Source organism: Chryseobacterium sp. FW101-FHT12H09, from assembly GCF_058790395.1.
The window spans coordinates 629,144-655,120 of the sequence record NZ_JBYTCP010000001.1 but is presented as its reverse complement, the minus strand read 5'-3'; the positions used below and the strand labels follow the sequence as shown (position 1 = coordinate 655,120).

At 32.8% G+C, this 25,977-nt stretch carries 28 protein-coding genes; 16 read left to right on the top strand and 12 right to left on the bottom strand.

The window, feature by feature from the left end:
* Nucleotides 1-46: 46 nt before the first annotated feature.
* Nucleotides 47-1,060 carry a helix-turn-helix transcriptional regulator gene (locus AC3WRL_RS02925; protein WP_214826520.1) on the top strand — a complete coding sequence of 338 codons (1,014 nt, stop codon included), beginning with the start codon at nt 47-49 and terminating at the stop codon, nt 1,058-1,060.
* Between the two features lie 48 nt (nt 1,061-1,108).
* The gene (locus tag AC3WRL_RS02920) at nt 1,109-1,237 is read left to right on the top strand and encodes a hypothetical protein (protein WP_261511306.1); all 129 of its coding nucleotides are present in this window, start codon (nt 1,109-1,111) and stop codon (nt 1,235-1,237) included.
* Between the two features lie 52 nt (nt 1,238-1,289).
* On the opposite strand, the gene AC3WRL_RS02915 is transcribed toward AC3WRL_RS02920, so the two are convergent.
* Entirely contained in the window at nt 1,290-2,474 is a 1,185-nt protein-coding gene (locus AC3WRL_RS02915) for a DUF1501 domain-containing protein (protein ID WP_492329694.1), read from the bottom strand.
* A gap of 19 nt (nt 2,475-2,493) precedes the next feature.
* On the bottom strand, nt 2,494-3,873 hold the full coding sequence (locus AC3WRL_RS02910) for a DUF1800 domain-containing protein (protein WP_492329693.1): 1,380 nt from the start codon (nt 3,871-3,873) through the stop codon (nt 2,494-2,496).
* Between the two features lie 235 nt (nt 3,874-4,108).
* Here AC3WRL_RS02910 and AC3WRL_RS02905 point away from each other — a divergent pair, with 235 nt between their 5' ends.
* From AC3WRL_RS02905 to AC3WRL_RS02875, 7 genes are all read left to right on the top strand, one after another.
* The gene (locus AC3WRL_RS02905; protein ID WP_214826511.1) at nt 4,109-4,672 is read left to right on the top strand and encodes a transporter; all 564 of its coding nucleotides are present in this window, start codon (nt 4,109-4,111) and stop codon (nt 4,670-4,672) included.
* 115 nt (nt 4,673-4,787) lie between these two features.
* Complete coding sequence (locus AC3WRL_RS02900) at nt 4,788-5,834, top strand: glucokinase (protein ID WP_214826508.1); 1,047 nt, start codon at nt 4,788-4,790, stop codon at nt 5,832-5,834.
* Nucleotides 5,835-5,983: 149 nt separating this feature from the next.
* Nucleotides 5,984-6,550 carry a YceI family protein gene (locus AC3WRL_RS02895; RefSeq protein ID WP_261511309.1) on the top strand — a complete coding sequence of 189 codons (567 nt, stop codon included), beginning with the start codon at nt 5,984-5,986 and terminating at the stop codon, nt 6,548-6,550.
* Nucleotides 6,551-6,628: 78 nt separating this feature from the next.
* A complete protein-coding gene (locus tag AC3WRL_RS02890; protein WP_214826502.1) occupies nt 6,629-7,255 on the top strand; it encodes a YceI family protein in 627 nt (208 codons plus the stop codon).
* 73 nt (nt 7,256-7,328) lie between these two features.
* Entirely contained in the window at nt 7,329-7,970 is a 642-nt protein-coding gene (locus AC3WRL_RS02885) for an alpha/beta hydrolase (protein WP_492329692.1), read from the top strand.
* A 107-nt stretch (nt 7,971-8,077) separates the two neighbouring features.
* Nucleotides 8,078-9,424: an ammonium transporter gene (locus tag AC3WRL_RS02880; protein ID WP_492329691.1), complete on the top strand. Its 1,347-nt coding sequence runs from the start codon at nt 8,078-8,080 to the stop codon at nt 9,422-9,424.
* A 95-nt stretch (nt 9,425-9,519) separates the two neighbouring features.
* Nucleotides 9,520-10,938 (top strand): L-serine ammonia-lyase, encoded by a 1,419-nt coding sequence (locus tag AC3WRL_RS02875; protein WP_261511311.1) that lies wholly within the window; start codon nt 9,520-9,522, stop codon nt 10,936-10,938.
* Nucleotides 10,939-11,247: 309 nt separating this feature from the next.
* Here AC3WRL_RS02875 and AC3WRL_RS02870 read toward each other — a convergent pair whose 3' ends face one another.
* The 9 genes from AC3WRL_RS02870 to AC3WRL_RS02830 form a co-directional block, all read right to left on the bottom strand.
* Nucleotides 11,248-12,093: a prephenate dehydrogenase gene (locus tag AC3WRL_RS02870; protein WP_214826497.1), complete on the bottom strand. Its 846-nt coding sequence runs from the start codon at nt 12,091-12,093 to the stop codon at nt 11,248-11,250.
* 324 nt (nt 12,094-12,417) lie between these two features.
* Nucleotides 12,418-12,759 (bottom strand): hypothetical protein, encoded by a 342-nt coding sequence (locus AC3WRL_RS02865; protein ID WP_492329690.1) that lies wholly within the window; start codon nt 12,757-12,759, stop codon nt 12,418-12,420.
* A 6-nt stretch (nt 12,760-12,765) separates the two neighbouring features.
* Nucleotides 12,766-13,707 carry a hypothetical protein gene (locus AC3WRL_RS02860; protein ID WP_492329689.1) on the bottom strand — a complete coding sequence of 314 codons (942 nt, stop codon included), beginning with the start codon at nt 13,705-13,707 and terminating at the stop codon, nt 12,766-12,768.
* A gap of 34 nt (nt 13,708-13,741) precedes the next feature.
* Nucleotides 13,742-14,608 carry a hypothetical protein gene (locus AC3WRL_RS02855; protein WP_492329688.1) on the bottom strand — a complete coding sequence of 289 codons (867 nt, stop codon included), beginning with the start codon at nt 14,606-14,608 and terminating at the stop codon, nt 13,742-13,744.
* A gap of 385 nt (nt 14,609-14,993) precedes the next feature.
* Entirely contained in the window at nt 14,994-15,734 is a 741-nt protein-coding gene (locus AC3WRL_RS02850) for a hypothetical protein (RefSeq protein ID WP_492329687.1), read from the bottom strand.
* A 70-nt stretch (nt 15,735-15,804) separates the two neighbouring features.
* Nucleotides 15,805-16,083: a hypothetical protein gene (locus AC3WRL_RS02845; protein WP_492329686.1), complete on the bottom strand. Its 279-nt coding sequence runs from the start codon at nt 16,081-16,083 to the stop codon at nt 15,805-15,807.
* Nucleotides 16,083-18,761, bottom strand: a complete 2,679-nt coding sequence (locus AC3WRL_RS02840) for a hypothetical protein (protein ID WP_492329685.1) — start codon at nt 18,759-18,761, stop codon at nt 16,083-16,085. Before AC3WRL_RS02840 ends, AC3WRL_RS02845 begins: the two co-directional genes overlap by 1 nt.
* A gap of 17 nt (nt 18,762-18,778) precedes the next feature.
* Nucleotides 18,779-19,561, bottom strand: a complete 783-nt coding sequence (locus AC3WRL_RS02835; RefSeq protein ID WP_492329684.1) for a DUF4280 domain-containing protein — start codon at nt 19,559-19,561, stop codon at nt 18,779-18,781.
* Nucleotides 19,558-20,577, bottom strand: coding sequence for a LysM peptidoglycan-binding domain-containing protein (locus AC3WRL_RS02830; protein WP_492329683.1), 1,020 nt, complete (start codon nt 20,575-20,577; stop codon nt 19,558-19,560). Before AC3WRL_RS02830 ends, AC3WRL_RS02835 begins: the two co-directional genes overlap by 4 nt.
* A gap of 614 nt (nt 20,578-21,191) precedes the next feature.
* On the opposite strand from AC3WRL_RS02830, the gene AC3WRL_RS02825 reads away from it, so the two are divergent.
* From AC3WRL_RS02825 to AC3WRL_RS02795, 7 genes are all read left to right on the top strand, one after another.
* Nucleotides 21,192-21,377, top strand: a complete 186-nt coding sequence (locus AC3WRL_RS02825; RefSeq protein ID WP_492329682.1) for a hypothetical protein — start codon at nt 21,192-21,194, stop codon at nt 21,375-21,377.
* A 50-nt stretch (nt 21,378-21,427) separates the two neighbouring features.
* Nucleotides 21,428-21,862, top strand: a complete 435-nt coding sequence (locus AC3WRL_RS02820; RefSeq protein WP_492329681.1) for a hypothetical protein — start codon at nt 21,428-21,430, stop codon at nt 21,860-21,862.
* A 138-nt stretch (nt 21,863-22,000) separates the two neighbouring features.
* Nucleotides 22,001-22,381, top strand: a complete 381-nt coding sequence (locus AC3WRL_RS02815; RefSeq protein WP_492329680.1) for a hypothetical protein — start codon at nt 22,001-22,003, stop codon at nt 22,379-22,381.
* A 259-nt stretch (nt 22,382-22,640) separates the two neighbouring features.
* Nucleotides 22,641-22,982, top strand: a complete 342-nt coding sequence (locus AC3WRL_RS02810) for a hypothetical protein (protein ID WP_492329679.1) — start codon at nt 22,641-22,643, stop codon at nt 22,980-22,982.
* 375 nt (nt 22,983-23,357) lie between these two features.
* Nucleotides 23,358-23,795 (top strand): hypothetical protein, encoded by a 438-nt coding sequence (locus AC3WRL_RS02805; protein ID WP_492329678.1) that lies wholly within the window; start codon nt 23,358-23,360, stop codon nt 23,793-23,795.
* 15 nt (nt 23,796-23,810) lie between these two features.
* Entirely contained in the window at nt 23,811-24,158 is a 348-nt protein-coding gene (locus AC3WRL_RS02800) for a hypothetical protein (RefSeq protein ID WP_492329677.1), read from the top strand.
* Nucleotides 24,159-24,701: 543 nt separating this feature from the next.
* A complete protein-coding gene (locus AC3WRL_RS02795; protein ID WP_492329676.1) occupies nt 24,702-25,340 on the top strand; it encodes a hypothetical protein in 639 nt (212 codons plus the stop codon).
* A gap of 238 nt (nt 25,341-25,578) precedes the next feature.
* Here AC3WRL_RS02795 and AC3WRL_RS02790 read toward each other — a convergent pair whose 3' ends face one another.
* The gene (locus tag AC3WRL_RS02790; protein WP_492329894.1) at nt 25,579-25,749 is read right to left on the bottom strand and encodes a hypothetical protein; all 171 of its coding nucleotides are present in this window, start codon (nt 25,747-25,749) and stop codon (nt 25,579-25,581) included.
* Between the last annotated feature and the right edge of the window lie 228 nt (nt 25,750-25,977).

Below are 25,977 nucleotides of genomic sequence, written 5' to 3'. Positions count from 1 at the left end.
TGACGATGCAGCATAAGCCAGCCAATACCCACTAAACACAAGAAAAATGTCATCCAATAAAAACGCTCTGATCCGCTATAAGACTCTGGATAAATGCCTTAAGAACAAATACCGCCAATACACATTAGAAGACCTGATCGATGAATGTTCCGAAGCGTTGTTTGAGTTTGAAGGAAAGGAATCCTTTGTAAGCAAACGTACCATACAGCTGGATCTGCAGAATATGCGCAGCGAAAAGTTCGGTTATGAGGCTCCTATTGAAGTTTATGAGAGGAAATATTACCGATACAGTGATCCTGAATACAGCATTCATAATATTTCGGTGAATGAAAGCGATCTGAAAGCAATGAACAATGCCGTTCAGATCTTGAAGCAGTTCAAAGATTTTTCTATGTTTAAAGATATGAATGGGGTGATCCAGAAACTGGAAGATTCAATTCATTCAACCAATCAGAAATCCATTATTCATCTCGATAAAAATGAACGGCTGAAAGGATTGGAACATATTGATATTTTATATGAAAGTATTTTAAACAGGAGGGTATTAAAGATTCTGTATAAAAGCTTTAAAGCAAGGGAATCTGACTATTACATCGTTCATCCGCAGTTACTGAAAGAATATAATAACCGTTGGTTTCTTATCTGTTGGTATAAAAATAAAATGTATAATCTGGCATTAGACAGGATGGAAGAAATCTCTATTGAAGAAGCTGTTACATACATCGATAAGGAGTTTGATTCTGATCGTTATTTTGGAGAAGTGATCGGGGTTACTGTTTCAGATGGGCAACGTCCTCAGAATGTTATTTTTAAAATCAATGCCAAGCACGCTCCGTATGTTAAAACAAAACCTTTTCATCATTCTCAGGAAATTATAAATGAAGATGATAGTGGGACAACATTTAAAATATGTGTGCAGCTTAATTTCGAATTAGAAAGGATGATCCTGGGATTGGGTGAGTTTATTACTGTTTTAAAACCGGAACGGCTTAAGAGAAGAATCCAGGCCAGCCTGAAAGAGGCTTTTCAGAATTATCAGAATCTTAATGAAGGGGTCTGATTTAATAAATGGCGCAAAAATTGTAATTGTTAATCAAAATAAATAAATATGAAATCAAGAATTCTTAAAGCAGTCATTGCTATAGTTGCCCCACTTGTTATCGAGTATATCGTAAAAAAAGTGAGTGAAAAATTAGATAAAAAGGATGAGGCTAAAAAAAAGCAGATTACAGCTTAAGTTAGACATCATTCACTATGATAAAAAGGCTGTCTGTTATGGACGGTCTTTTTTATATAAAATCATAGACACCGTTTTTCCAGCCCAATACTTTTGAAGAATCTGCTTTTAGCCAGTTCCTGAGGATCGTAGCATATACTTTCCTGAAATCTTCAGTATAGATCAGATCACCCTCATTCAGGTTTTGTAAATCGGGAAGGGTATTTAGAAATCCTTTCTTTTTAAGCCCACCACTGATAAAAAACATTTGATTTGCTGTTCCATGATCGGTTCCATTACTGGCATTCTGAGCAACACGACGTCCGAATTCTGAAAAGGTCATTAGAAGGATGTTGTCAAAGAGCCCGTTCTCCTTCATATCGGCCACAAAAGATTTTACTGCTTCATTGATATCTGTGAATAGCTTTTGTTGTCTTTCATTCTGATTAACATGGGTATCGAAACTTCCTACGGAAAGATAATAGACCTGTGTATTAATGTCTGATTTGATCAGTGATGCTATTGTTTTGAAGTCTTTACCCAATGTTGAATTTGGGTAGGTTTGATCCGTTTGTTTGGATTTGCTTTTTTCAAAAATGTAACTGGCATTATTGATCGTAGAACCTAAGGTCTGATAAAGATAAGAGACAGTTTCATCTTCGTGATGGTGGTCATAAAGTGATTTGAAATATTTTTCCTGACTGGTTTGATAGAGTCTCTTTGGATCTTTGAAAGCAAATGCCTTATTATTTTTACCTTTTAATGCCAGGCTCAGCATATCATCAACTTCCAGAGCCTGAGTAGGGTGTTCACAACGGTAACATTCTTCATCGAGAAAACGTCCCAACCAACCAGTTTCTAAGAACTCATCACTTTTACTTGCGGACTGCCAGATATCCATGCTTCTGAAATGTGATTTGTCAGGATTCGGATAGCCGACATTGTTCAAAATAGCCAATTCTCCATTGTCGAAAAGATCTTTGAAAGAAGAGAGAGCAGGATTGATTCCTGTTTCATCATTTAATCTTAGAGAATTATTGATCGCAATATTTTTTCTTTCCCTGAAGTACACATCATTTTTTATCGGAATAATTGTATTTAATCCGTCATTCCCTCCTGTAAACTGTAGCACGATCAAAATATTTTGACTGGGTTGTAACGCGTTATCCAACGTCATGGATCTCAGGAAGTTTGGAACTACCAGTGAAGCTGTCGCTAACGAACTTATCTTTAAAAATTCTCTTCTTTTAATTAACATCTTACTGCTTTTAAGGAGGTTACATCAATTGATACTCTGGTGTGGACATCAGATTAATTATATTCATTTTTACACTCTGATCAGAAAAGTTTTTCACAGAACTCATATCCAGGGATTTCGAGTTTTGGAGAAGATAGTCCTCCCCTTTTTTATTCTGAAAAACCTTTTCTACACGATTCCAGTCGATGGTGATATTTGGATTTTTAAACGCTTTATTTAATGCTGTTTCACGGGACTTCATTCCCATATCAATATCATCATCCTGTCGGGGGCTGTATTCTAAAGGTCTTAATCCGGACCAGATCTGAGGGATCTGAAGTCTTAGCATCAGTGTAGAACTGTCGATCCAGGATTTCCCACTCGGCCATCCCGCCACATTGGGTGGATAAAGAAGCATCTGTCCTAACAATTTTTGATAGACGATGAGATTTTCAGGAGCTTGAATATTCATAGGTAAAACTCTCATCATTCCTACCATGAGCTCAATAGGGGATTTTATTTTTGTTCCGATATTTTTTGGATCATAAAACCATGAACCTGAAAAAATGTGCTGCAAAAGCTTTTTTATATCGTAACCTGAATGGTAAAAATCCTCACTTAATCGATTGATAATGGTATTGTCAATGTTTTCGTTAACGAAAAATTTATAAATTTTAGTTGTTATGAATTTGGCCGTAGCCTTTTGTTCCAGAATAATATTTAAAATATCATCGCCTGTGAAATTTCCAGTTTTTCCTAAAAACGTTTTGGTTCCTGTATCGTGAAGTTTTTTTCTTTCATTAAAATTTCCATCCTTATCATATCCCCATCCTGTAAAGGCTCTGGCGGCTTCTCTGATATCTTTTTCATTATAATTTCCCCGTCCCATGGTAAATAATTCCATAACCTCGCGGGCGAAGTTTTCATTGGGATGGTCTTTTTTATTCTGTTGATTGTTGAGGAAACTCAACATAGCAGGAGAGCGGCTGACATCAAAAAGCAACTCTTTAAAATTACCCAATGCATTTTTTCTGATACTGTTTAATAACTGTCTGTTGAATTTTGAATTATTAATTCTTGTAGCGAAATGGCCATGCCAGAAAAAAGCCATTTTCTCTCTGAGTTGATCTGGACTGTTGATCATGCTATCGAGGAAATTGAGGTTAAGCTCATTATTCTGCTCCCTGTTGATCTTCTGATTTTCTTTTCTCTTTTCGGCAGGTGTTGGCGAGTTCATATAATCAACAGCAGCTACATCCGGGGTATTATAGGTCAGTTCAGTAAAAGCTTTTTCTTTAAACAATTCATCGATCAAAGTTTTATTTGATAGAGTTTGTATGTCTTCAAACTGGCTAATGCCGGGACCAAAGCCTGCACGCCAAAGTAAGTGCTTGTTATGAAGTATTACAGGAAATGCCATGAATAGATTTGTATTTTGGATATCATAAACTTAAAGAGGTTAAAAATTAGAACGTTTAATACGTTCATAGATTGTTTTTTTAACATTAATTAAACATTTATTTAAATTTTAACAAAAATTAACTATTTGATTTTCATGCGTTTGTGTTTCTTGTAGATGTTAAAACAGTGAAAAAGTGCTTGGTTGGCATGATTTTTACATCATACTGATTAGTAAAATTTAAAGATCAGAAATTATGAAAATGTTTAAACAAGCAGTTTTATTAGCTGGAATTTTAACAGCAGGTATTGCAAGTGCACAAAGCGTACAAATGAATAATATGCTTAAAGTAGGAGCAAATGTTGGATTAGCTGTTCCTTCAGATAATCTTTCCGCTGCTGTAGGGGTGGATGTGGCTTACCAAAATCTGATTACTCCGGGATTCGGATTAGGTATCGCAACTGGTTATTCCCATTATTTTGGAAAAGAAAACAATGGATATAAAAATAATGATGTGGGAGTAATTCCTGTTGCAGCATTAATAAGAATTTATCCAAAACAAACTGGTTTCTATTTTGGAACTGACTTAGGGTATGGTTTCTTGGTAGGTGATGATAAAGTAGCTTCAAATACTTTGGTTGACAGACCAAGTGGAGGTTTTTATATCAAACCTGAAATTGGATACCATAACAAAGACTGGAATTTCTTCGTACAATATCAGAAGGTATTTACAGGAAGTAAAGGCGATTTAGTGAATCAAGACTACAATGTGGGTAACATTGGTGTTGGATTTTCTTACAATATTGCGTTAGGAAAGTAGTTAGATTTATATATAAACAATTATTAGCCAAAACCTTTTCATTTTTTTGAAAAGGTTTTTTACTACCATATACGATTTCCGAAAACTATTATTATATTTGATAAAATTTGTGATTATGAACTTAAATCCAAAATTTCCCCTTTATTTACCGGGTGTAAAAGACAGTAATAATGATGATGTTTCTATCATTGGAGCAAACTTACGTGAAGATATTACTACATTGGGTTATTACATATCTGGCAACGGAGGACTCGATATAAAATTACAAACCAGCTATCCGACAAAAGAGTTTTCCTCTTTTTCGGCGATCCTGAAAAAGTTTATTCAGGAGAATCAGCTGAATAATGTAAAACGTTTAGGAATAGCTGTTCCGGGACCTGTCCTTAACGGGAAAAGTAGTCCTGTAAGATTGGGCTGGAATTTCGATGTTGAAGAATTTAAAAATGAATTCGGTTTCGAAAAAGTTGATATGCTTAACGATCTGGAGGCGTCTGCATATGGAATGGGACTTCTAGAGGATAGTGAACTGGACGCAATTTATACAAGCGGGCATCTGGAGAAAGGAAATGTAGCTATTTTAGCACCAGGAAATGGGCTTGGAGAAGCGGGGTATTTCTTTGATGGAAAGTATCTAAGACCATTTGCAACAGAAGGTGGTCATTCTGAATTTTCTCCAAGAACAAATGTTGAAGTGGAGTTTTATCAATTCTTAAATAATATTTATGGAATTGTAAGTTGGGAAAATGTTCTTTCTAAAACAGGATTATTTAATATTTACAGATTCTTAAGAGATGTAAAAAGACACCCTGAACCGGAGTGGCTGGCAGATCGTTTGGCAAATGGAAACTTCTTACAGGAAATTTATAAAGCCGCTGTAGAAGAAGATGTGCTGATCTGTAAAATTGCTTTGGATACATTCCTTGAGTTTCTTGCAAGGGAAGCTAATAACCTTACTTTAAAGGTTAAGGCTACCGGAGGTTTATTGATCTCAGGAGATATTCCTCAGATGCTGATCGACTATATGGATAAAACGAAATTCTATGAGAAGTTTAAGATAAGCGACAAAATGGAGGATATGCTCAGAAATATTCCAATCTACCTTATTAAAAGTAAGCTGACAGGATTACATGGCATAGCGCTTTATACCGCCTACTATGAATAAATAAATATCAACTCCGGAATTTCCGGAGTTTTTTTATGCCTGATATTATTCATGAAAATAATTGATTTTATTGATCTACATCAATAAAATCTATCGAATAAGATAGCTACATTTGTATCGTTAAATAAACAATTAAATAACTTTATTCAATGAAAAAAATATTATTATTAGCAGTTTTAGCTAGTGGATTGGTTTTCGGACAATCAAAAAAAGTAGTAGCATCTGATGTACACTGGTGGGGATACAAAGTAGCAAAGTCTGAGGCTAGTTCTCACGATGGTACTGTAAAAGTGAAGTCAGGAAATCTGGTAATGAAAGGAAATAACCTTGTAGGTGGATCTTTTGTTCTTGATATGACTTCTATTACTTCTACAGATCTTACCGGAGAATATCAGACTAAATTAAATGGTCACCTTAAAACAGGAGATTTCTTTGAGGTTGAAAAATATCCTACAGCTGCTTTTAAAATTACTTCTGTAAAGAAAAACGATGACAAAGTATATAACTCTTTAGTAACTGGAGATCTTACAGTAAAAGGAAAAACAAACAGTATTTCTTTCCCTGCAAAAATTGCTTACAGCAAAGGAGTAGCAAGTTTAGTATCTAACAAATTCTCTTTCGACAGACAAAAATTTGATATTGCTTACAAATCAACAATGCAAGATGTTTTTGTGAAAGATGACATTGATATGCTTGTAAAAGTGACTGCTAAATAATTTAATCAAAAAAAGATTGTTAAAAGTGTAGAAGTTCTACACTTTTTTTTATTTTTGTTGAATTGTAAATAAAAAAGAATGAAAAGATTACTATTGTTTGCTATGATGTGTGTGAGCATATCATTTGTTTCTGCTCAAAGAAAATTTGATAAGGTTTCTAAAGTTACTTCTTCTGAGATAAGATGGACTGGCTATAAGGTTGTAAAAACCGTGGCATCATCACATTCGGGTACCGTAAAACTGAAAAGCGGAAAATTCAATTTTGATAAAACAGTTTTGGTAGATGGTGAATTTGTAATTGATATGAGAAGTTTGATGGCTGGAGATGTTTCCGATGAGGATCAGATCAAGCTAACCAACGATCTTAAGAGTACTAATTTCTTTGAAGTTAAAAAATTCCCGATCGCTCTATTTCATTTAACCAAAATTATTCCTTTGGCAAACAGTGAGTACAATTCAACAGTATATGGAGATTTTACATTAAAAGGGGTTAGAAAGACAATTACTTTCCCGGCTAATGTTTATGTTACTCAGTTTACTGTTGTTGTAGAATCTGCTAAGTTCTCGCTAAACAGAAGAGACTTTAAAGTATTCTATCAGTCTTCATTAAAAGATTATTTCATTAAAGACGAAATGGACATTCAGTTCAAAGTTTCTACAGAGAAATTGGATAACGATAACAGAATTCCTGTAAAGAAAAAATAAAAGGAATTACTTTTAACAATAAATTAGATATGGGCAGCTTTAAATAGTTGCCCATATTTTTTATTTTAGCAATATGAAAATTTACATAGTAAGCGGACTCGGTGCAGATTTTAAAGTGTTGGAAAAATTACAGTTTCCAGATCACCTTGAAGTGGTGTTTATTGATTGGCTGATCCCGGGACTGAATGAGAGTTTTCCGGAGTATATCAACAGAATGGCATCTAAGATTAATGATTCTGAACCTTTTTACCTTTTAGGGTATTCGTTTGGTGGAATCATGGTACAGGAGATCAATAAAATAAAGCCTGCTGAAAAAGTAGTGATCCTGGGAAGTATAAAATCTGATAAAGAAAAATCCAAATTAATAAAAGCAGGACAGATTACCGGAATCCCCAAGATTCTGCCAGTTCGTTTCTTTAATGAAAGGAGCGCAACGGCTTATTCTGTTATGAGAAAATTTTTCGATCCTAAGAACCCGAAGGTGTTGCAGTATTTCAGAGTTAAAGATCCTTATTACCTAAAATGGTCTATAGAGAAGATATCAGATTGGAGTTTTGAAGAAAATCCTGATGTAATTCAGATATTGGGAGATCGAGATATTGTTTTTCCTGTGAAAAACTCAAAACCCAATTATATCATCAAAGGTGGGACGCACCTTTTTCCAGCCACAAAACCTAAAGAAGTTTCAAGAATTCTAAATGAAATATTTCAGTAAAATATTATTATTTTGATTTTGCCTTGAAATTTTTAGGGGTATTTTTGTTTTAAAATATGTTTTTATAAAATTTATCTCTATTTTTGATAGGGTTAAAATTAAATTTTATGAAAATTGGTTTAAAATGGAAGATCTCCTTTGCTGTGATCACAATTGTAGCGATTGGAGGTTTATTCTGGACTCCGGCAGCAGATCTGCCTAATTCGGGTGAATTTTTAAGCGAGGATAAAATCGTTGGCGCCGATGTCGCATGGATCTTAGCGGCCGCAGGTCTCGTCTTGCTTATGACGCCGGGATTATCATTCTTCTATGGTGGAATGGTAGGTAAGAAAAATGTTATTTCGACCATGCTGCAAAGTTTTATTGCTTTAGGAGTAATTTCTATTTTATGGGTGGTCGTTGGATTTTCGTTATCATTTGGTGACTCTCTGGGTTTTGAAATGAATGGAGAACATTATGGATTAATAGGTAATCCTTTAAGCTATCCATTTTTCAACCATGTCGGCGTTTTACCGCATAAGGCTATGGCTTCTACAATACCGTTTATTCTGTTTGCCTTATTTCAGATGAAATTTGCTGTTATAACCCCCGCGCTGATTACCGGTTCTTTTGCAGAAAGGGTGCGTTTTATTTCCTATCTGTTGTTCATGGTTCTTTTCAGCATCTGTATTTACACCCCACTTTGTCATATGGTCTGGCATCCAGATGGCCTTTTGAATAAATATTTTGGAGTCAAAGATTTTGCGGGTGGAACAGTCGTTCATATGAGTGCCGGATTTGCGGCATTAGCTGGTGCGATGGTTGTTGGAAACAGGAAGAATCCTCATCACGAACCTTCTAATATTCCTTATGTTCTCTTAGGTACAGGAATGCTTTGGTTCGGATGGTTTGGGTTCAATGCGGGATCTGCTTTAGGAGCTAATGCAACAGCTGCCACAGCCTTTGGAACCACTACCATAGCATCTGCTTCAGCAATGATGACCTGGATATTTTTTGACAGGATCAATGGACGGAGTGTTTCTGCATTAGGAGCATGTATCGGGGCAGTAGTTGGATTGGTAGCCATTACACCGGGTTGTGGTTTCGTCTCCATTTCGGAAAGTCTTTTCATAGGTTTTATAGCTGCGATCGTTTCCAATATGATGATGAACTGGAAAAAACTCAAAAAGATCGATGATACACTGGATGTGTTTGCCTGCCATGGAGTAGGGGGAATCATGGGAATGATCTTAACAGCTATTTTTGCTCATGGTGAAAAAGCCAGTCTTCTGCATGGTGGTATTGAGGTTTTCGCCCATCATATGATGGCTCTGGTTTTGGTTTCTGCATTTGCCTTTTTTGGATCTTTAATTTTGTATAAGATTACAGACATGATCATTACTCTAAGAGTATCAGAAGAATCGGAAAATATAGGTCTGGATATCTCTCAGCATGAAGAGAGTTTGAAGTGGTAGAGGGTGTTTAAATATTTATTTAATCCTTAGCTGAAGAGAAGTAAGATAAAGATTTATCATGTATCTTTGTTATGAGGAAAAATGATGAATCTTTTATGGAATCAATATCAGTATTTGAAATTATTAAAGTAGGGATAGGTCCGTCGAGTTCGCACACGATGGGACCTTGGAATGCAGCTTCTGCATTTATCAGAATTATAAAAAGGGAAAGATCAATCGCAGAGGTGAAGGAAGTTTTCCTTGAATTTTTTGGGTCTTTAGCGAAAACCGGGATTGGACATGGAACAGATATCGCCGGAATGCTGGGACTAAATGGTGAAGATTTTAAGACCATCAATACTTCAAAAATTGATGAAAAAATAGAGAAAATAAAAAAAGACCAGATTATTAACCTGGGTGGAGAAAAAGAAATTCCTTTTATCTATGGCTATCATTTGATTTTAAATATGCAGAAATCTCTGGATTTCCATCCCAACGGAATGATTTTTAGAGCTGTTTTTGAAGATGGAACCGAGCTTGTTCAGGATTTTTATTCTGTAGGCGGTGGGTTTATTGCAAGTCAGGAAAAAAACTCTATAGAAAAACACTGTATCCGAACGCTGTATCCATGTCATCATGGTTCAGATATTATAAAATATTGTGAAAAGTTGGGATTTCAGAAGTTTTCAGATCTGATCCTGATCAATGAAGAAAGCTGGAGAACTCAGGAGGAAACAAGACAAGAGGCACTGAATATCTGGAAACAGATCAAAGAATGCGTCTATAAAGGAGTAAACAAAGAAGGAATTCTGCCGGGTGGTTTAAATGTTACCAGAAGGGCAGCCGGGATCAACAGAAAACTTTTAGGAGATAAGATCTATAAAAATATCGATGAATGGTTTCAGCAGGTAGTTGACGCCGAAGAAAACTTCACCAATATCAATAAATGGATCGCCTGTTTTGCATTAGCCGTGAATGAGGAGAATGCGAGCTTCGGAAGAATTATCACAGCTCCTACGAATGGGGCAAGTGGTGTTATTCCTGCTGTTTTAATGTATGCTCAGGCTTTTACCCCTTTTACAAGTGAGGATGATATTGTAAGATTCCTATTGGTTGCCGGAGAGATCGGAACCTTATTTAAAAAGAATGCCACTATTTCCGCTGCAATGGGTGGATGTCAGGCTGAGGTAGGCGTTTCTTCTGCAATGGCAGCAGCGGGCTTAACTGAGATCTTGGGCGGAAGCATAGGCCAGGTATTGATGGCTGCTGAAATAGCAATGGAACATCATTTAGGTTTAACCTGTGACCCTATCAAAGGACTGGTACAGATTCCGTGTATTGAAAGAAATACAATGGGTGCTATGAAAGCCATTACTGCAGCCAATATCGCTCTTGAAAGTGATCCTGCAAAAGCAAAAGTAACTTTAGATGAAGTTATTCAGACCATGTGGGAAACCGCACAATCGATGAGTGACCGATTTAAGGAAACTTCTGAAGGTGGATTGGCTATTGCAGTGAATGTTCCTGAATGCTAGGTATATATATTGCTATTTTTCTCTGTCATTCCGACGAAGGAAGAATCTCAATAAATTATAAAATTAACATTTAGTAATTCCTTTTCTTTTGTCTTGAAACAAAAGAAACAAAAATTCAAGACTGGAAACTACGACTAAAAATAAGATTCTATTCTCTAAAAACTCTAAAACTCATGCGGATTTGAAGTATGTTTATTATTAACTATTTATCCCGCACTCAGACAGTAGAATTTTTTATACGTTCATAGAATTTATTTTTTTAACGTCTCCGCTTCCTAGGTCGTTATTTAAAAATATAAAATAAGAGGACTACTTATCAAGTATTCCTCTTATTTTATTAGCATTGGAAATTAATTCCGTCAAATATTCATAATTCTCTTTTTCTAACGCGGCTTTAAACTTTCGAAGCTGAGAAATATGTTCATTAAGGACATCCAATACATTTTCTTTATTCTGCTTGAAAATAGGAACCCACATTTCAGGATGTGATTTTGCCAATCTTACGGTACTGGAGAAGCCAGAACTCGCCAGCTGAAAAATAGTATCTTCCTCTCTTTCTTTCTCTAAAACCGTATTAGCCAAAGCATAAGACGTAATATGGGAGATATGGGAGATATAAGCAGTATGTACATCATGATCTTCAGCATTCATATAGATGAGGTGCATATCAAGACCCGCTACAATTTTTTGAACAAGCTCCAAAGCATCGGCTGCTGATTCTTCTTTATTGCAGATCACCCCGGCTTTTCCTGAAAAACTCTCGGCAATAGCGGATTTTGGACCACTATTCTCGGTACCCCACATCGGGTGAAAAGCTACAAATCTTGATCTTTTCGGATGGTCTTTTACACCATTCACAATTCCGGCCTTTGTAGATCCGGCATCCATTACGGTTTGATCATCAGAGATCAGATCCAAAACTGCAGGTAAGAGCTTTCTTGCCGAATCCACAGGAATAGCTATGATAACAAGATCTGAGTTTTTAATACCATACTCCAGATCTACCTTAGCATCAATGATCTTTAAGCTTAAGGCTTCATCAAGATGCCTGCTGCTGTTATCTATTCCATATATAAAATCAGCAATCCCTTTTTCTCTTAGTTTTAAAGCGATAGAACCTCCAATGAGTCCTACACCAATAATACTTATTTTCATCTTTTTAATATTTAAAATAAAAAACCCCGTCCTAGGACGAGGTTGTATATCATTTATAAGAATCCCTATCCCAGATCTGAGCTAAATATTCTATAGTAATATGTTCCGTTATTTGTAATCACGAAGCGAAGGTATAAAATATTTTTTAAATGATAAATATGATTTTTATGTAAAGTGACTGAATGTTGAGTTTCACTTCAAATAATGACCCTCTACTTATTCTTCCCCAGAACTTGCAGATAGCTTTCGAAAATGCCGGTCAGTTTTTCTTTAGATTCACTAAACGATTGCAAATTTTCTTTTTCTTTTGAAGCTATTTTGGGATTAGCAGTGAGTGATATGAATTGGTTCGGCATATCTCAGTGTGATGCACTCTCCGGTTTTTAATTCTTTGTTAAAAATAAATTTGTATCTGGCCATTCCAGTTTCTCCCATAACCTCACTTTCTAAAATAGAATCGTTAGTCTTTGTATTGACAAATAGTTTGACATTTTCCCCTTCTGAAGAACCTATGAAAAAGACAGTATCTTTTACCTCCTCCAATGAATTAATCTTCGTTTCAGCCGTTTTCTGATTTTTAGACTGATCTTTTTGAGATGTTTTAAATTCAGCTTTTTTTGCAGGAAGATAAATGAGGGTTGTGTTGGTGAATTTAAGGTTAGTCATTTTTTATTATTTCATTAATATCCATTTGTGATTGGTGGCTTCACCACCTATTCCTTTAATGTAAAATTTACTGTTTTCTTTTTTAATAATAAATTTAGGATTAATAGATACGCAAGGTAGTTGATCTCCTAAATAGTATACTTCTAATTGTTTACCATTTACAATACCGATATAGTTGCCTTCACAAATGGTAGGCTCTTTATAAGTGTTTAGTGATAGCAAAATATTTTCTCTATTAATTATGAAATCATAGAAAATAGACGCCATTCCTGTTGTTGTAGCTTCTGTTTCTACTGAAGTAGTATGTTGTCCTTCGTAAATTTTTAGATCATCTTTAAAATTTCTGAATAGTTTTTTTTGAATCAAATTAGTTTCGAAAGCCAATATATTCTCTGGTATATCTAAAGTTTTTTTTTCCCCAATTAGTTTCCAACTATTATTTTCCTTTAAATAGAAAAAAGTCGTAGCATTTTGTTTTGGCTCAAATTCTCTATCTTCTGCCTCAATATAATTAATAAACTTGCTGGGAATATAAGATGCTACAATGTAATAATCATCTTCACTAATTAAGCTTTTTATTACTCTTGAATTTTGTGCTGCACTTTCCAAATCAGTTTTTTTTGAAAAATAACCATCACGGTTATTAAAACTCCAGTAGTATTGAATTTCATTTCTTTTCCCAATAAAGTCAACACTGATCATTCCTATTTTTTTGTCCGAGAAAGAATATGTTGGATATGGGTTTGGATTATCTGGAATAAAGAAACCATTTATTTGGTATTTTTTATCCAGGAAATTGATTGACGTGTCATTCGTATTTTTATCTATGGCAATTTGAGATATTGTTATTACATCTGACTTTTTAGCTTTTCTATTTTCTTGTCCATTGCAATTTTGTACAGAAAGGAATACTAAAATGAAGATGACTATGTGTAAAAGTTTATGCATTTATTTTTCTTAATATAATTATGGAAGAATATTTTCAATTATTAAATTTCTTGAAAATATAAGGTGACCTTACTCTGATCCGTATTGCATTGCTCAAATTTTCTGACTCTGTAATATCATCAGATATACCATAAAATTTCTTTCCATTTTTATATAAAGTTAAAACTGGGCTAATGTTAATTCTATTCATTTCTTTTGGTTGTTTATCTGTATTATTAGTTTTCTCAAATAGACTTATCGTGTCTCCGGTGATTTTATAATTACATTTATAATTAATATATAATCCCCCTGGAGACTCTGTAGGGAATTCTGATTCCATTCTTTTATCACTTTCAAAAGTTATTTCATCTGCTTTTATGGTCAGTTTATACCAACCTACTCTTTTTATAATAGAAGCATATGATTCCATTTTTTCTATATCTGTATTTAAATATACACCATGCCATGCATTTAAGCTCTTTTGAATTTTAGAGGAATCATCAAAAAACAAAGTATATTCTTTTTTAAAATTAACTAAGTCTACATTTTTAAATTTTTTATTCTTGTATAATATTGAATACCAGCTACTATTAAATTTTGGGATAGTTTTTATTTTAAACCTATCTATATAAGCTATTGTTATGTTTTCATATTGGTTTGAATATTTTCCATGTAACGAATCCATAAATTCTATTGCATTGGCATAGTAGTAATTGGCATCATCTGCGATAATGTAAAAATCTTCTCCATGTTTTTTTTTCAATTCTTCAATTCTTTTGCTACTAGGTAATATAAACAAAACAGTGTTCTCTTTTAATAATAGAGTGTCTTTATTTGTAAGACTGATTTTGTCTACATTTTTTTTACAAGAAATTGGAAAAAAAAATATTGATATGAATATTATTATAAATATATTTTTCATAAATATTATTGTTTTATTTCGATGTGATAACAGCGATTTTCATCTAGTACTTTATACGCTTTTAAAGTAATCTCGTACTTGAAATCTTTTGGATTACTCATCGTTTGAGCTACGTCAAATACATTCATTATTTCTGGATCTTCACAATGTTTAGATACAGTTGTCGGACCCAATTCACGTATTTTAGCTTTCATTTCTTTTATTGTTCTTGAGTACAATCGATTTTAATTGATTCCATTTTTTTAATACTTTATCATTTTGATTTGCTTTTTCTATTAATTTTTCACTTCTTGAAATAGCTTTGCGAGTTATCGACATTGTAAAAATTATAATAATAAGTTATTAATATGCTTAAGTAGTTGTTCATTTCTAAATTTTCAAAATGTCATTTCTTAACGATTTTCAACCAACCTGGATTTTCAAATCTTTTACTTTTGATAAAATAACTTCCATCTGAATACTTAATATAAAAATCATTAATATTATCTTGGTCGCATTTTCCTTTAGCGTGAATTATATTATTTTCAATAGTTAAACTATAATTTCCTTCGCACCAATAATCTTCACTATGTTTTGCTTCAATACTTAGTACAGCAAAAGTTTCTGACTCAATATTGATATTATAATAAAGATTAAATTGTTTATTATCATAGTCACTAATAGCCTTTGTTGATATTTCATAACTCCCTTTCCAAGTATTTGGTTTTATGTTTTTGTTATTTTGATGTTTTTGTTTATCTATTTGATCCAATCCATTTTCTGTTTGATTTTCTTTTGAAAATACAATTACTATTTTTTGATCAGAAGTGGTTGTTATGTCAATAACTAATGATCTGTAATCTAAATCAGTCGCAAGATCATCTTCTAAATTGAGTGATCCTATTTTTGAAATAGGAATGTTTTTTATTCGACTGAAATTTAAGTAGTCTGATATGCAGCAATTTTTTAAATCATTTTCTGGGATGTTTTTGAAATAGTTTATATATGTATTATAAGCCAGCTTTTTTATGAATGCATTATTTTTATTTAAAAATTTATTTAGATGCTTGCTTTGCTTAATACTTTCAAAGTTGGGAAGTAAGTTTTGAGAGTTTAAACTTGTAGAGTAAATGTAATTGAAGTTCAAATATTTATTTTCCTTCTCTGTACCTTTAAAAACATAATCTATGATGTACTTAATCTTGATGTTTTTTATTTTATTTCTTTAATGTAATCTCTTTCCCATCAAAATCATCTGACTCCAAGAAGTTTTTAGTAATAAATAAGGTGTCTTTTTTTTTGAAAATATTATAATCTTCTTTTATATTTTCACTAATAGAATTTAATTTTCCTATAAATACACTGTTATTTTTTAAAGATATTTCAAGATAGTCTGTAATATATTTTTGTTGGCTACTTTTATTGTCCTGTTTTTTTTGGGAGCAAGAGAATAAAATTGAAAATATGCTAAAGGTAATATATGTTGAAAATTTCATTAGTTTATTATTTTTATATTTAACGATATAACAGTTTTTAAATTGATGTCTGATAATCCCAGATGGCCATGGTCATAATGTCCACCTATATTTGGATTAACGCCATATTTTTTGTAGACAATTATTCCAGAAGCATAGTTTTTGCGAAAACCATATTTGTATCCTAGTTCAAAAACTATTTCATTTTTGGTTTTATCAAAATTACTAGAGGTATTCAGCCCTTGAAAACTTATTCCATTATTATTCAAATATCTAAAGTCTAAATCTAAACCTTTCCTGGCTCCCATATGCCCATGCCCAGCATGATGTTTACTGCCATTTTGCCAAGGGTCACTGCCATTTTCAGATGACATATCTCCAAAGTGTATTTCCCAACCCCTATTATATAGTTCATTTACAATTCCAAATAATGAGGCAGCTGTTTTAGGTAATAAATAATGATCCCCTTTCCCTACAATTTCTTTTCTAGAATTTCCACCTTTGTCTATATTACCATATCTATTGAATCCCTTTCCTGAATCAGGAATCTTTACCATTCCATAGCTGTTTTTCTTTAGAGTGGTAAATTTTTTAAATTCGTTGCTATTTTCTTTAGCTTGTACATAGTAGTTTATATTATCCTCACATTCTATATACTTTATGCTACCATCAAGGTAAATGAAATATCCTGATTTAGGTTCAATTTTGTTTTGTAATGAATTTTCTAAACAACTAAATAAAATTGCTCTATTTGCTTCCCCCTCTTTTTTGCTGTCATAATATCTTTCTAATATTTCGGATCGTTGTATTTTGTTGTCTGCCTTATATTTACCAGTGCTTTTTGTATCAACACTTTTATTCGCATTGTAATTTTTTGTGCTATTTTTTTCTTGTGAATTGGTGGTGTTTTCATGTCTTTGATATAATATATAATCATTATCTTTTCCAATGCCTATTGGTGCAAAAACAGCTAAATAAATATCTTCAGCAGATTTTATATTATTCCTCTGCCTTTCGAAGTATTTTTTGACTTTATCTAATTGTTTTATTTCGCCCATCTGAGCGTATTGCAATTTTAATTCGTTTAATATGTCAAATCTTTCTTCAATGGGTAACTGAGGATTATTTTTATATTCATTTAAGTTATTTTGTAATGCATCTTGAGTAAATTGAATTAGACCAACAGCTCGTGATGATTTTCGATTTCCTTCTTTCCAAAAGTCTTTAATTACCATTTCTTTTGGTTCTTTAATAGATCTCCAGCCCTCTAGTTGTTGTGCTTTAAATGTTCCTCTTGTTTCCACATTTATAACAGTCATTAAGCCACTTGCCATTTCCATTTTTCTACTCTCACCCCAAAGTTCAGCACATATCTGCACAACTTTTTTTCTAAACTCACAATCAACCTTTGCTCCCCAAACCAGATCTTTATATTGCTCTTTACAGACACAAATCGTTTTATCTATTTTGCTATCCTCCTTCTTGACTGGCGATCTTCCTGTATCCAGTAGCTTCGGTTTTTCCAGTAACCCTACATCAATAATCTGTGATTTTGTAGAGATACTATGAAAGATTACTTCTGCAAAAATTTCCTGCCACCTTCCGGTCCAGTATTCACCGCTCTCTGGATTTTTTGGATCTTTACCTACTTCACCTATTTTACGCATTTCATCAGTTAGAGTAATTAGTACTTCTTGCTTATCTGCGTTAAAAATATGGGTATTATTGTATACCAGATCATTGTCTCCGGTGTTATCATGTTCCCAGAGTTTGAGAGTGTATTTCTTGCCAGTAACATCTTTACCTTCTATAATGAGTTTTATGGTTTCTCCGAAGTTCGGTTTTCTGGAAAAAGCTTTCCCGTTTTTATCTACGAGTTTTATGTTGTGGATATTTCCTTTTTGGTCAGGCTTATTATTTGTTGAATTTGGGTTAGTAGATCCTTTAGGGGTTTCAGGTTTGGGTTGAGGCTTTTTAACGGATGGGGGAGGAACTTTGTATTGTGGATTATTGGTATTTACGTTATCGGAAGCTTGTATCTTTCCATTGTATTCTGCGGTTACGTAATATTCCTGATATTTTTTATTGTCCTCTCTTTTAAGGGATAACGTTACAAAAGTTGGTATTAGATTGAAATTCCACCGGGCATAGCCTTTAGTATCGACCAAAATAGGTGGGGATTTAATAATCAGTTTGTTCTTTTTATTGTGACCATTACCTTTTTCATGATCTTCCCAAAGCCCTAAATTAATGAATTGTCCCTCTAAGTTTTTGCATTGTGCAATAGCACGAAGTCTATCCCTATAACTTAGTGGTTTGGTCACTCTCGAGCCATCTTGGTAAGTAATTTTCACTCCTGTAATGGCTTTTTCTTTTGACAATTTTTCGTTGCTTAGCTGAGGCTGAACGATAATCGCCATTGGTTCTTTACCTTCAGGTCTATGCAGGTAGCCTTCTACTTTGAAAGTAAATTGATGACTTTTTCTTCCAAAAGTAAATTCACCGATCCCTCTTTTTTTGATACCCGTTGTTATAAATCTGCCATCTTTATTTTTCCTGAATAACTCCCATACAATCATTGATTCTTTGCGATCGGAAGAAGGGGTATCAGGATACCATTCTGTAACTTTGTACAAAGTTTTATCTCCTGTTTTAGGTTTACTGTTGCCTGTGATTTTATAAACTCCTTTTTTAGCCATACCAGTTTGTATTAAGGTTACCAAGCATCGGCTTCATTTTCTTCCATTTCCTCTTTGAATTCATCAAAATTGACCACAGGATTGTAGATTTGTTGCTCTAGGCACTGGGCATTACCGATCTGCATATTGGTTACCTCACTTTGTTGTCCATGTTTAAAAATACTTATCTTTCCTCCTGTACAGCACGTCAGTTCAGAAATTTCAGTAAGGCAGCTTTTCCCCATTATTTTCACTTTTTCATATGTTTTCTGCCATTTTCCTGAAGGGATATAGGTGCAAGGTAAATATCCTCCAGAAGCTGGTTTTAATTTACATTGTCCAAATGGCTGTACACTAGGATCAAATTGCAGGTCATCTTCTGTAACAGCAAGATAATCGGCTTTACCTTCCGAATCATTCCAGTAGTGTTTTTGGTGGCTGGTTACTTTAAATTTTGGAAATTTAAAACCCTGATTGCATTGAACCAGTCCTTTTTGTACAATAAAATATTTGCTTTCATGAGAACTCTCTTTCTTTTCATCTTTTTCTAATGTCGTTTTTTCTTGTCCCGGATCATTATAGCGGCTATTCATATGATTAACAAGAAATGGAGAATTGTTTTTTACCCTTTTACTTTCTTCTAACAGGAACTGCGGATCTTGGGGGATGAGAATACTTTTACCGGGAATAGGTTCCTGCATGATATATTCCTGACGGCAATAAAGATTATGGTAGGTCTTTAATGTTCCTTCATTCTTGATTTTGAATAGTTTTGAAAGCGAACTGAAAGTATCACCTTTCCGGATAACATAATTTTTCATACGATTTGTGTTAGAATTAGATTGTGTTTTTGATATAGTATTCCTTCATGAGAGATCACCATAGTAGATTCTGCTTCAAGTAGGTTTTTATTTATTTTGTCGGTTTTATACTTTATGCATATTTCTGCATTTAAAGCTTCCTGGGAGTCTCTGTCGGGATCTCTTACTCCTCGTTTTAATTCCTGTAAACTGTAAGATTCTTGTAAATTTCCTTTAATCATTGTTTCTACAAAATCAGGATGATTATGATCTGTTTCAGTTTTTAATACAAATGGAACGGAAAATGAATTTTGGAAGAGATAAAAATTCTCTATCCAGGAATTTTTTCGATGGAACCAATCCATTTTTGGAAATAAGGTTTGAAAAAGAAAAGTGGATTGGAGTTGCTTAAAAAAATACTTTTCATCACAAATAGATTTTTCAAAAGAATCGATATAAATTTTCGAAGCTTCACCGGTATAAAACTCTTCTAAATCAAAACGTAGGTCTTTGAACCTCTTAAGAATCTGATCATAATCATGAAATCCTGCTATTTTCCCTGTAGGTGTTAAAATGATGGAAATAGGAGAGATGTTTCGCATACAAGCCAGAGAAAGATCACTCATTTTATCATCAGGTGATTCCCCATTGGTTTTAAAATCTTGTCGATCAAAATTTACAATCTGATATTCATTAATTTTATCAATCCCTAGCTTTACAATATAATTTATGAAAAAAAACTTTTTAAATGGATCTTCAATGGTTTCCTGAGCAGCATATTTCTTAGAATAAAAGGAATCAAACAATTCTAAATATGGAAGCTCATTCTTTCTATCACTTTCTTTTTGATTTTCTGTTTTAAAATGAAGTGGGATAAGAAGAAAATCAACATAATTGAGATTGGAAAACCAGATAACATCCATTTTTTCGCAATGGGTATTATGGAACAGCTTAAGTTCCTCTTCAGTAATGCCTAACCGAAGGGATATAGAGTTGAGTGTATCACCATTTTGTATTTTGTATTTTAAAAATTCCATTTCTTTTGAAAATGAATTCGAATAAATCTATAAAAAAAAATTAAAATGGATTTTTGGATGATTATAATAAGCTTTTGTATTGCTGCAGAATTATTTCCTTATAAAGATTTATAATACGACAATTTTTGTCGCATTAGAGGGATAACTTTGTAAAAATGAAAGAGATGAGGCTCATTATTTTTAATGATTTTTTTTTGCTGTGACGTAAAAAGAGTATTTTTGCGGAATTATAAAATAAAACTAAAACTCATTAAACATAAGGCATGAAAAAACTCTATATGAGTGCACTTTCCCCCTGCTGGCGCGAGCGTCACGCTCGTGTCCGAATAAAGAATAACTTCTAATTAGATCCTAGAAAATACATTTTCTCGAATCTTTATTTATGGTATTTAAAAGTTAAGTGGGTTTGAAAGTGGTTTTTATAACAGAACCATTATGAATGGAAATATAGTAGTGCAAGAAATTACTATAATGATGATCAGGAAATTTTGGAAACAGATTTAAATTTGTAATATGAGAATGGGCAACGAGCGTGACGCTCGCGCCAGCGTGGGGATACTAATAATAATACACAAACCAATAGAACCCAAATTAATGTTTATACAACTGACGGAATGCCTCAGGATGCAAATGGTAATTTACTCTTCGATAAAAGGGATAGTAAACAATTAGCTAAAACAGGGGCTCATGAAGACATCCATACGGCAGGACAGAAACATGACAGTAAAGTCACTTTAGCCTCACCTCCGGATAATTTAATGCGAGTGGGAGGTCCTGGTACAAAAATGACTCCAGAATAAAGGACGGAGTCCATAAAACTAATAGAAAAACAACAACCAAAAACAAGATAATGAAAGCTTTTAATAGAATAATAATTTGTTTTTCATTGGCTGTTATAAGCTGCTCTACTATAAAGACAAATGAAGTATATGGTAAAGAGATGGAGATTGTTGATAATGTACGATCAAGAGTTATGATTAAAAAATTTAATGCTCATGACCAAAACAAGTCGTTTTTAGATTTTGCATCGCAGTTTGATAATCTTATAACAGTTAAAAATGGAGATAGTATAATTCTCAATGAAAAAAGTAAAACATTGCCAATGTTAGGATATACAAACTCTTGTGTAATTTATAATAATAAAGATGTTAAAATTATTATTGATAATAAGCATAAAATAAAATTAAATAAAGAACAATTACCAAAATATAAGTTTATATATATATGGAAGGATAGAAATAATTACAAAATTGAATATACAAATGAAGCAAAGTCTTTTCTATAAAAGAAAACAATATATAATGTTTCCCCCTTGCTGGCGCATTCTATGACAAAAACAAGTAAAAGACTAAAGGCTAAGCTGCAAACTTATAAGTATTGATGAAACGGAGTATTGCATGATGTAAGATTAAAAAATAATGTAATGAAAAAAATATTTCAAATACAATTCCTATTAATATTATTGTTTAATATAAGTTGTAGTTCTCAAAAAATATTAAATCTTGGTCAAAAATCAGAAGTGCTGAATGTCGAATTGAATACTATCTATGAAAATGATAAATATTATATTTTTCTTACCAAAGAAAATGATATCATAGAATCTTCAAAATTAGGAACTTATAACTTAAAATGTGACAAAATTATTATTGGACAAAAATATAAATTTGAAGTTATTCCAGTTAGTGGTATGATCCAAGGGAATAATCATTTTGATCGAAGTTATGATGTTAATGATACATTAACATTAAATTATAGAGAATATTATTTTGCTAAGACGATAAAAAAATATTGCTATAAAAAATAACTCAAGCTAATCCCTGCTGGCGCATTTATGGTAAAAAAGCAAATAGAATATCAACATCTATAAATAGATCGGAGAGAATATATTTTCTCCGATCTTTCATTATAGTTTCGTTTAAATTTGTAATATGAGAATGGGCAACGAGCGTGACGCTCGCGCCAGCGTGGGGAATACCAAACAGTGCATTGCAAGAATTAATTCAAGCAAATAAAACAATGTACCCAAATGCATTTATGAAATAGTAATTATAAAAATATAAAATATGAAACCAGAGGAATTGGTGAAAATTCTCAATAGAGATGTTATTAATGGAAATTTACAACTATATGAAAACTTATTAGACACTACAAATGAAGCGACAGACCCTATTTGGAAAGGAATTTTACCTATCTACATAAATTTATCTAAAGAAGAAAAATATTTTTTTTTAAAGTTTTTGAAGATCGTAGAAATTAATACTTTGTCACATGTTCTTGGAGTACTAGACGGATCAACATTTGCTGATGGAATTGAAGAGGAATTTATTTTAAGCACTGAAAATAGTGGTATAAAAATTAATGAAGATTTACAGAGCTTATTCTTGGAATTAATAGAAGAAGAATAATTTCTGATTGTTATCATAGTAAGAGTATTGAAAATTTCTTTACTCTTACTTTTATTAAGTGAGTCCATATCCGAAGGGGCAAAAGGTTTAAACAAAAGTAGAGCAACAAGTTGGGAATTATTTCAGTTATACTCAAACCCCAATGCATTACAAAGAACTACTTTTTATTTTAATGGAAATGTGATACTATCTCCCCTGCTTGCGCGAGCGTCACGCTCGTGTCTGAATAAAGAATAATTTGAATTAGATCCGAGAAAGTATACTTTCTCGGATCTTTCATTATATTTTCGTTTAAATTTGCAATGAATGAATGGGCAACGAGCGTGACGCTCGCGCCAGCGGGGGGAGCCTGAAGCTATTGGATCAGCACTTGTTATGGTTGCGGCTGGGAAAGGTTTATCTAAAGCTGGAGGAGCGACAGCTGCTGCTGTTGAAACTGAAGGAGCCGCAATGAAAGGAGGCATTCAACTTTCGAGATCACAAATGAGCACTATTGTTGGAGAAGGTGCGATGGATGGCAAAAGACTTGGTCATACATTTACTAAACATGGAATTGAAAATACTGAACAATTGAAAATGCAGGCAGAAAATGGGAAAATGGCTCAAGGACAATGGACAGCAGACAATGCAACAGTAGAACAGATTATTTTTGATAATCTAGATAATTTAAAAAATGGAGCTATAAATGTCCCAATTCCAGAAGGAGTTGGAAGAGTAATAAATACTGATGGAACTTTTTCACCAGCATCTCACGCAAGGCTTGTGCCCAGTGGTTCAGGAGTAAAATCAGCCTATCCATTAAATCCAGAATAAATATAAACCTTTACAATGCAAAAATCAGAAATATTAAAACAAATTTCTTTAGAATTAAATTTAGCTTATGAACCCCAAGATTGGGGGATTATAAATGCGGATCCAAATAGAGTAAAAGAATTTATATCCTTTTATAATGACCTAAATTACCAGGACAGTATAAAATATGAATTATTTGAGCTAATAATAGCATCTTTTAATGACCTAATTTTGGAAAAAAAAAATGAAGAAGTGGAAAACAATCTATTTCTTAACTTCATAAAGAATAATTTAAGTTTACCCTTTATTAATATTTTGGATTATTGGAGTAAAATTTGTAATAATGATGAGTTTCCTGTAGCAAAATATTTTCCAAAATATTAAATTGAAATGTCTCCCCCGCTGGCGCATTCTATTACAAAAGCAAGCAAAAAGACTGAAATTTAAGATGCAAATTTATAAGTATTTACGAACGGAGTATTACGGCTTATTACAGCAGATGCTCGGCTTATAATTTTACACTTTATCTATGAACAGGAGGGAATTTTTCCTTCCTGTTTTTTCATTATAATATTTAAGGTGTATGTGGTTGATTATAAAGCAATATATTGATAAGCTAGAAATTTAGGGTATAAATTTTTGGAAGACAGTATTGTTGCTAAAATTCCTTTTATCAAATAAATTTATTAACAATAGTATTTTTTTGTTCTCTGTAGATTTTCGAATTAAAAGAAATTATAAAATAACATTAAAAGCAAAGAAGGAATTACTGCTTTTGTTTTTAATGTTATATCAATGAAAATATCAATGATAAGCAAAAACAGTTCTTTTAGATTTAGAAATAAATTTACCATCCAAACTTATGGTAGAGTAATTAATATAACGGAAAATGCGCTATTTTTCTTTTAATTTTTAACTATAGATTTAATGGCAGAACAGAATTTTAAAATCGTCGAAACAAATTATAACCTTAATGATTTTGAGTCAATAAGAAAAGATCTACTAAATTTTGAATTTTTTGAGCAAAATCTAAATACCCATAGAATTTGTACTAAACACAAGGCAAAAGATGAATATAGAGTTATGTCGGATGACAACAAGAAATTTTTTTTAATATTAGATAACAAGGAAAGTGCTCTAGCTTTTTTAAATGCCTATGAAAAACTTGATCATAGATTATTGGAAACAGACTTTCAAGAAGAGATAGAACAAATCACTTCAGAAAACATTGAGAAAAAAGCTGAAGAGTTTTTGGATAGATTTAACAAAAAATTCAATCTCGATGTAGTTTATAATCCAAGCGAAGCAGATATTGAGGAAATCGACAGGAGAGTAAAAAAAACTATTTGGGATAAGGAAAACCTTTTTCTATTGAATTTTTATATGATGGCGGTAACCAAAAGAAAGTTCAATTTTTCTGAATGGAAGTTTGAAAAAATAAATACTTTTAATCCTTTTTATGTTCCTCAATATGTTGGAAGGAATGACTCTGTTAACACTTATTACAGTATTTTAAATCCAAAGACCAGAAAACACTTTAATTTCAAACTGTATATAGGGCTATAAAGGATATTAATTGCCATAAAATATGGAATAATATATTACAGAAGAGTGGCGAGAGTTTTAAAGACAAACCGAAATTTAAAAGTATGTATATACAAAATACAGATAAGAAATATGAGGTAATTACTATTGATTAATGCAAAAAAAGGAGCCCACGCCGTTGTATATGCTATTAGAGTATTTAGTGAGTGTTCATGACCTCACCTTACGGGTGTACAAGCACCCTCGTTATTTTTTTTAGCTATCCAATGATCAATTCGATACCAGCTTTTTCTGCTTTGTATCTTATTTTGGTTTGCAATTCATAATAACTCCAGTTGCGTAGCACAAATTTCTGTTCTTTTGCAATACCAATTTTATCTTCCTGATTTTTAAGAATAAGTGTTCCCCCCCTTGCTGGCGCGAGCGTCACGCTCGTGTCCGAATAAAGAATAACTTCTAATTAGATCCGAGAAAATACATTTTCTCGGATCTTTATTTATGGTATTTAAAAGTTAAGTGGGTTTGAAAGTGGTTTTGTAACAGAACCATTATAAATGGAAATATAGTAGTGCAAGAAATTACTATAATGATGATCAGGAAATTTTGAAAATAGATTTAAATTTGTAATATGAGAATGAGCAACGAGAGTGACGCTCGC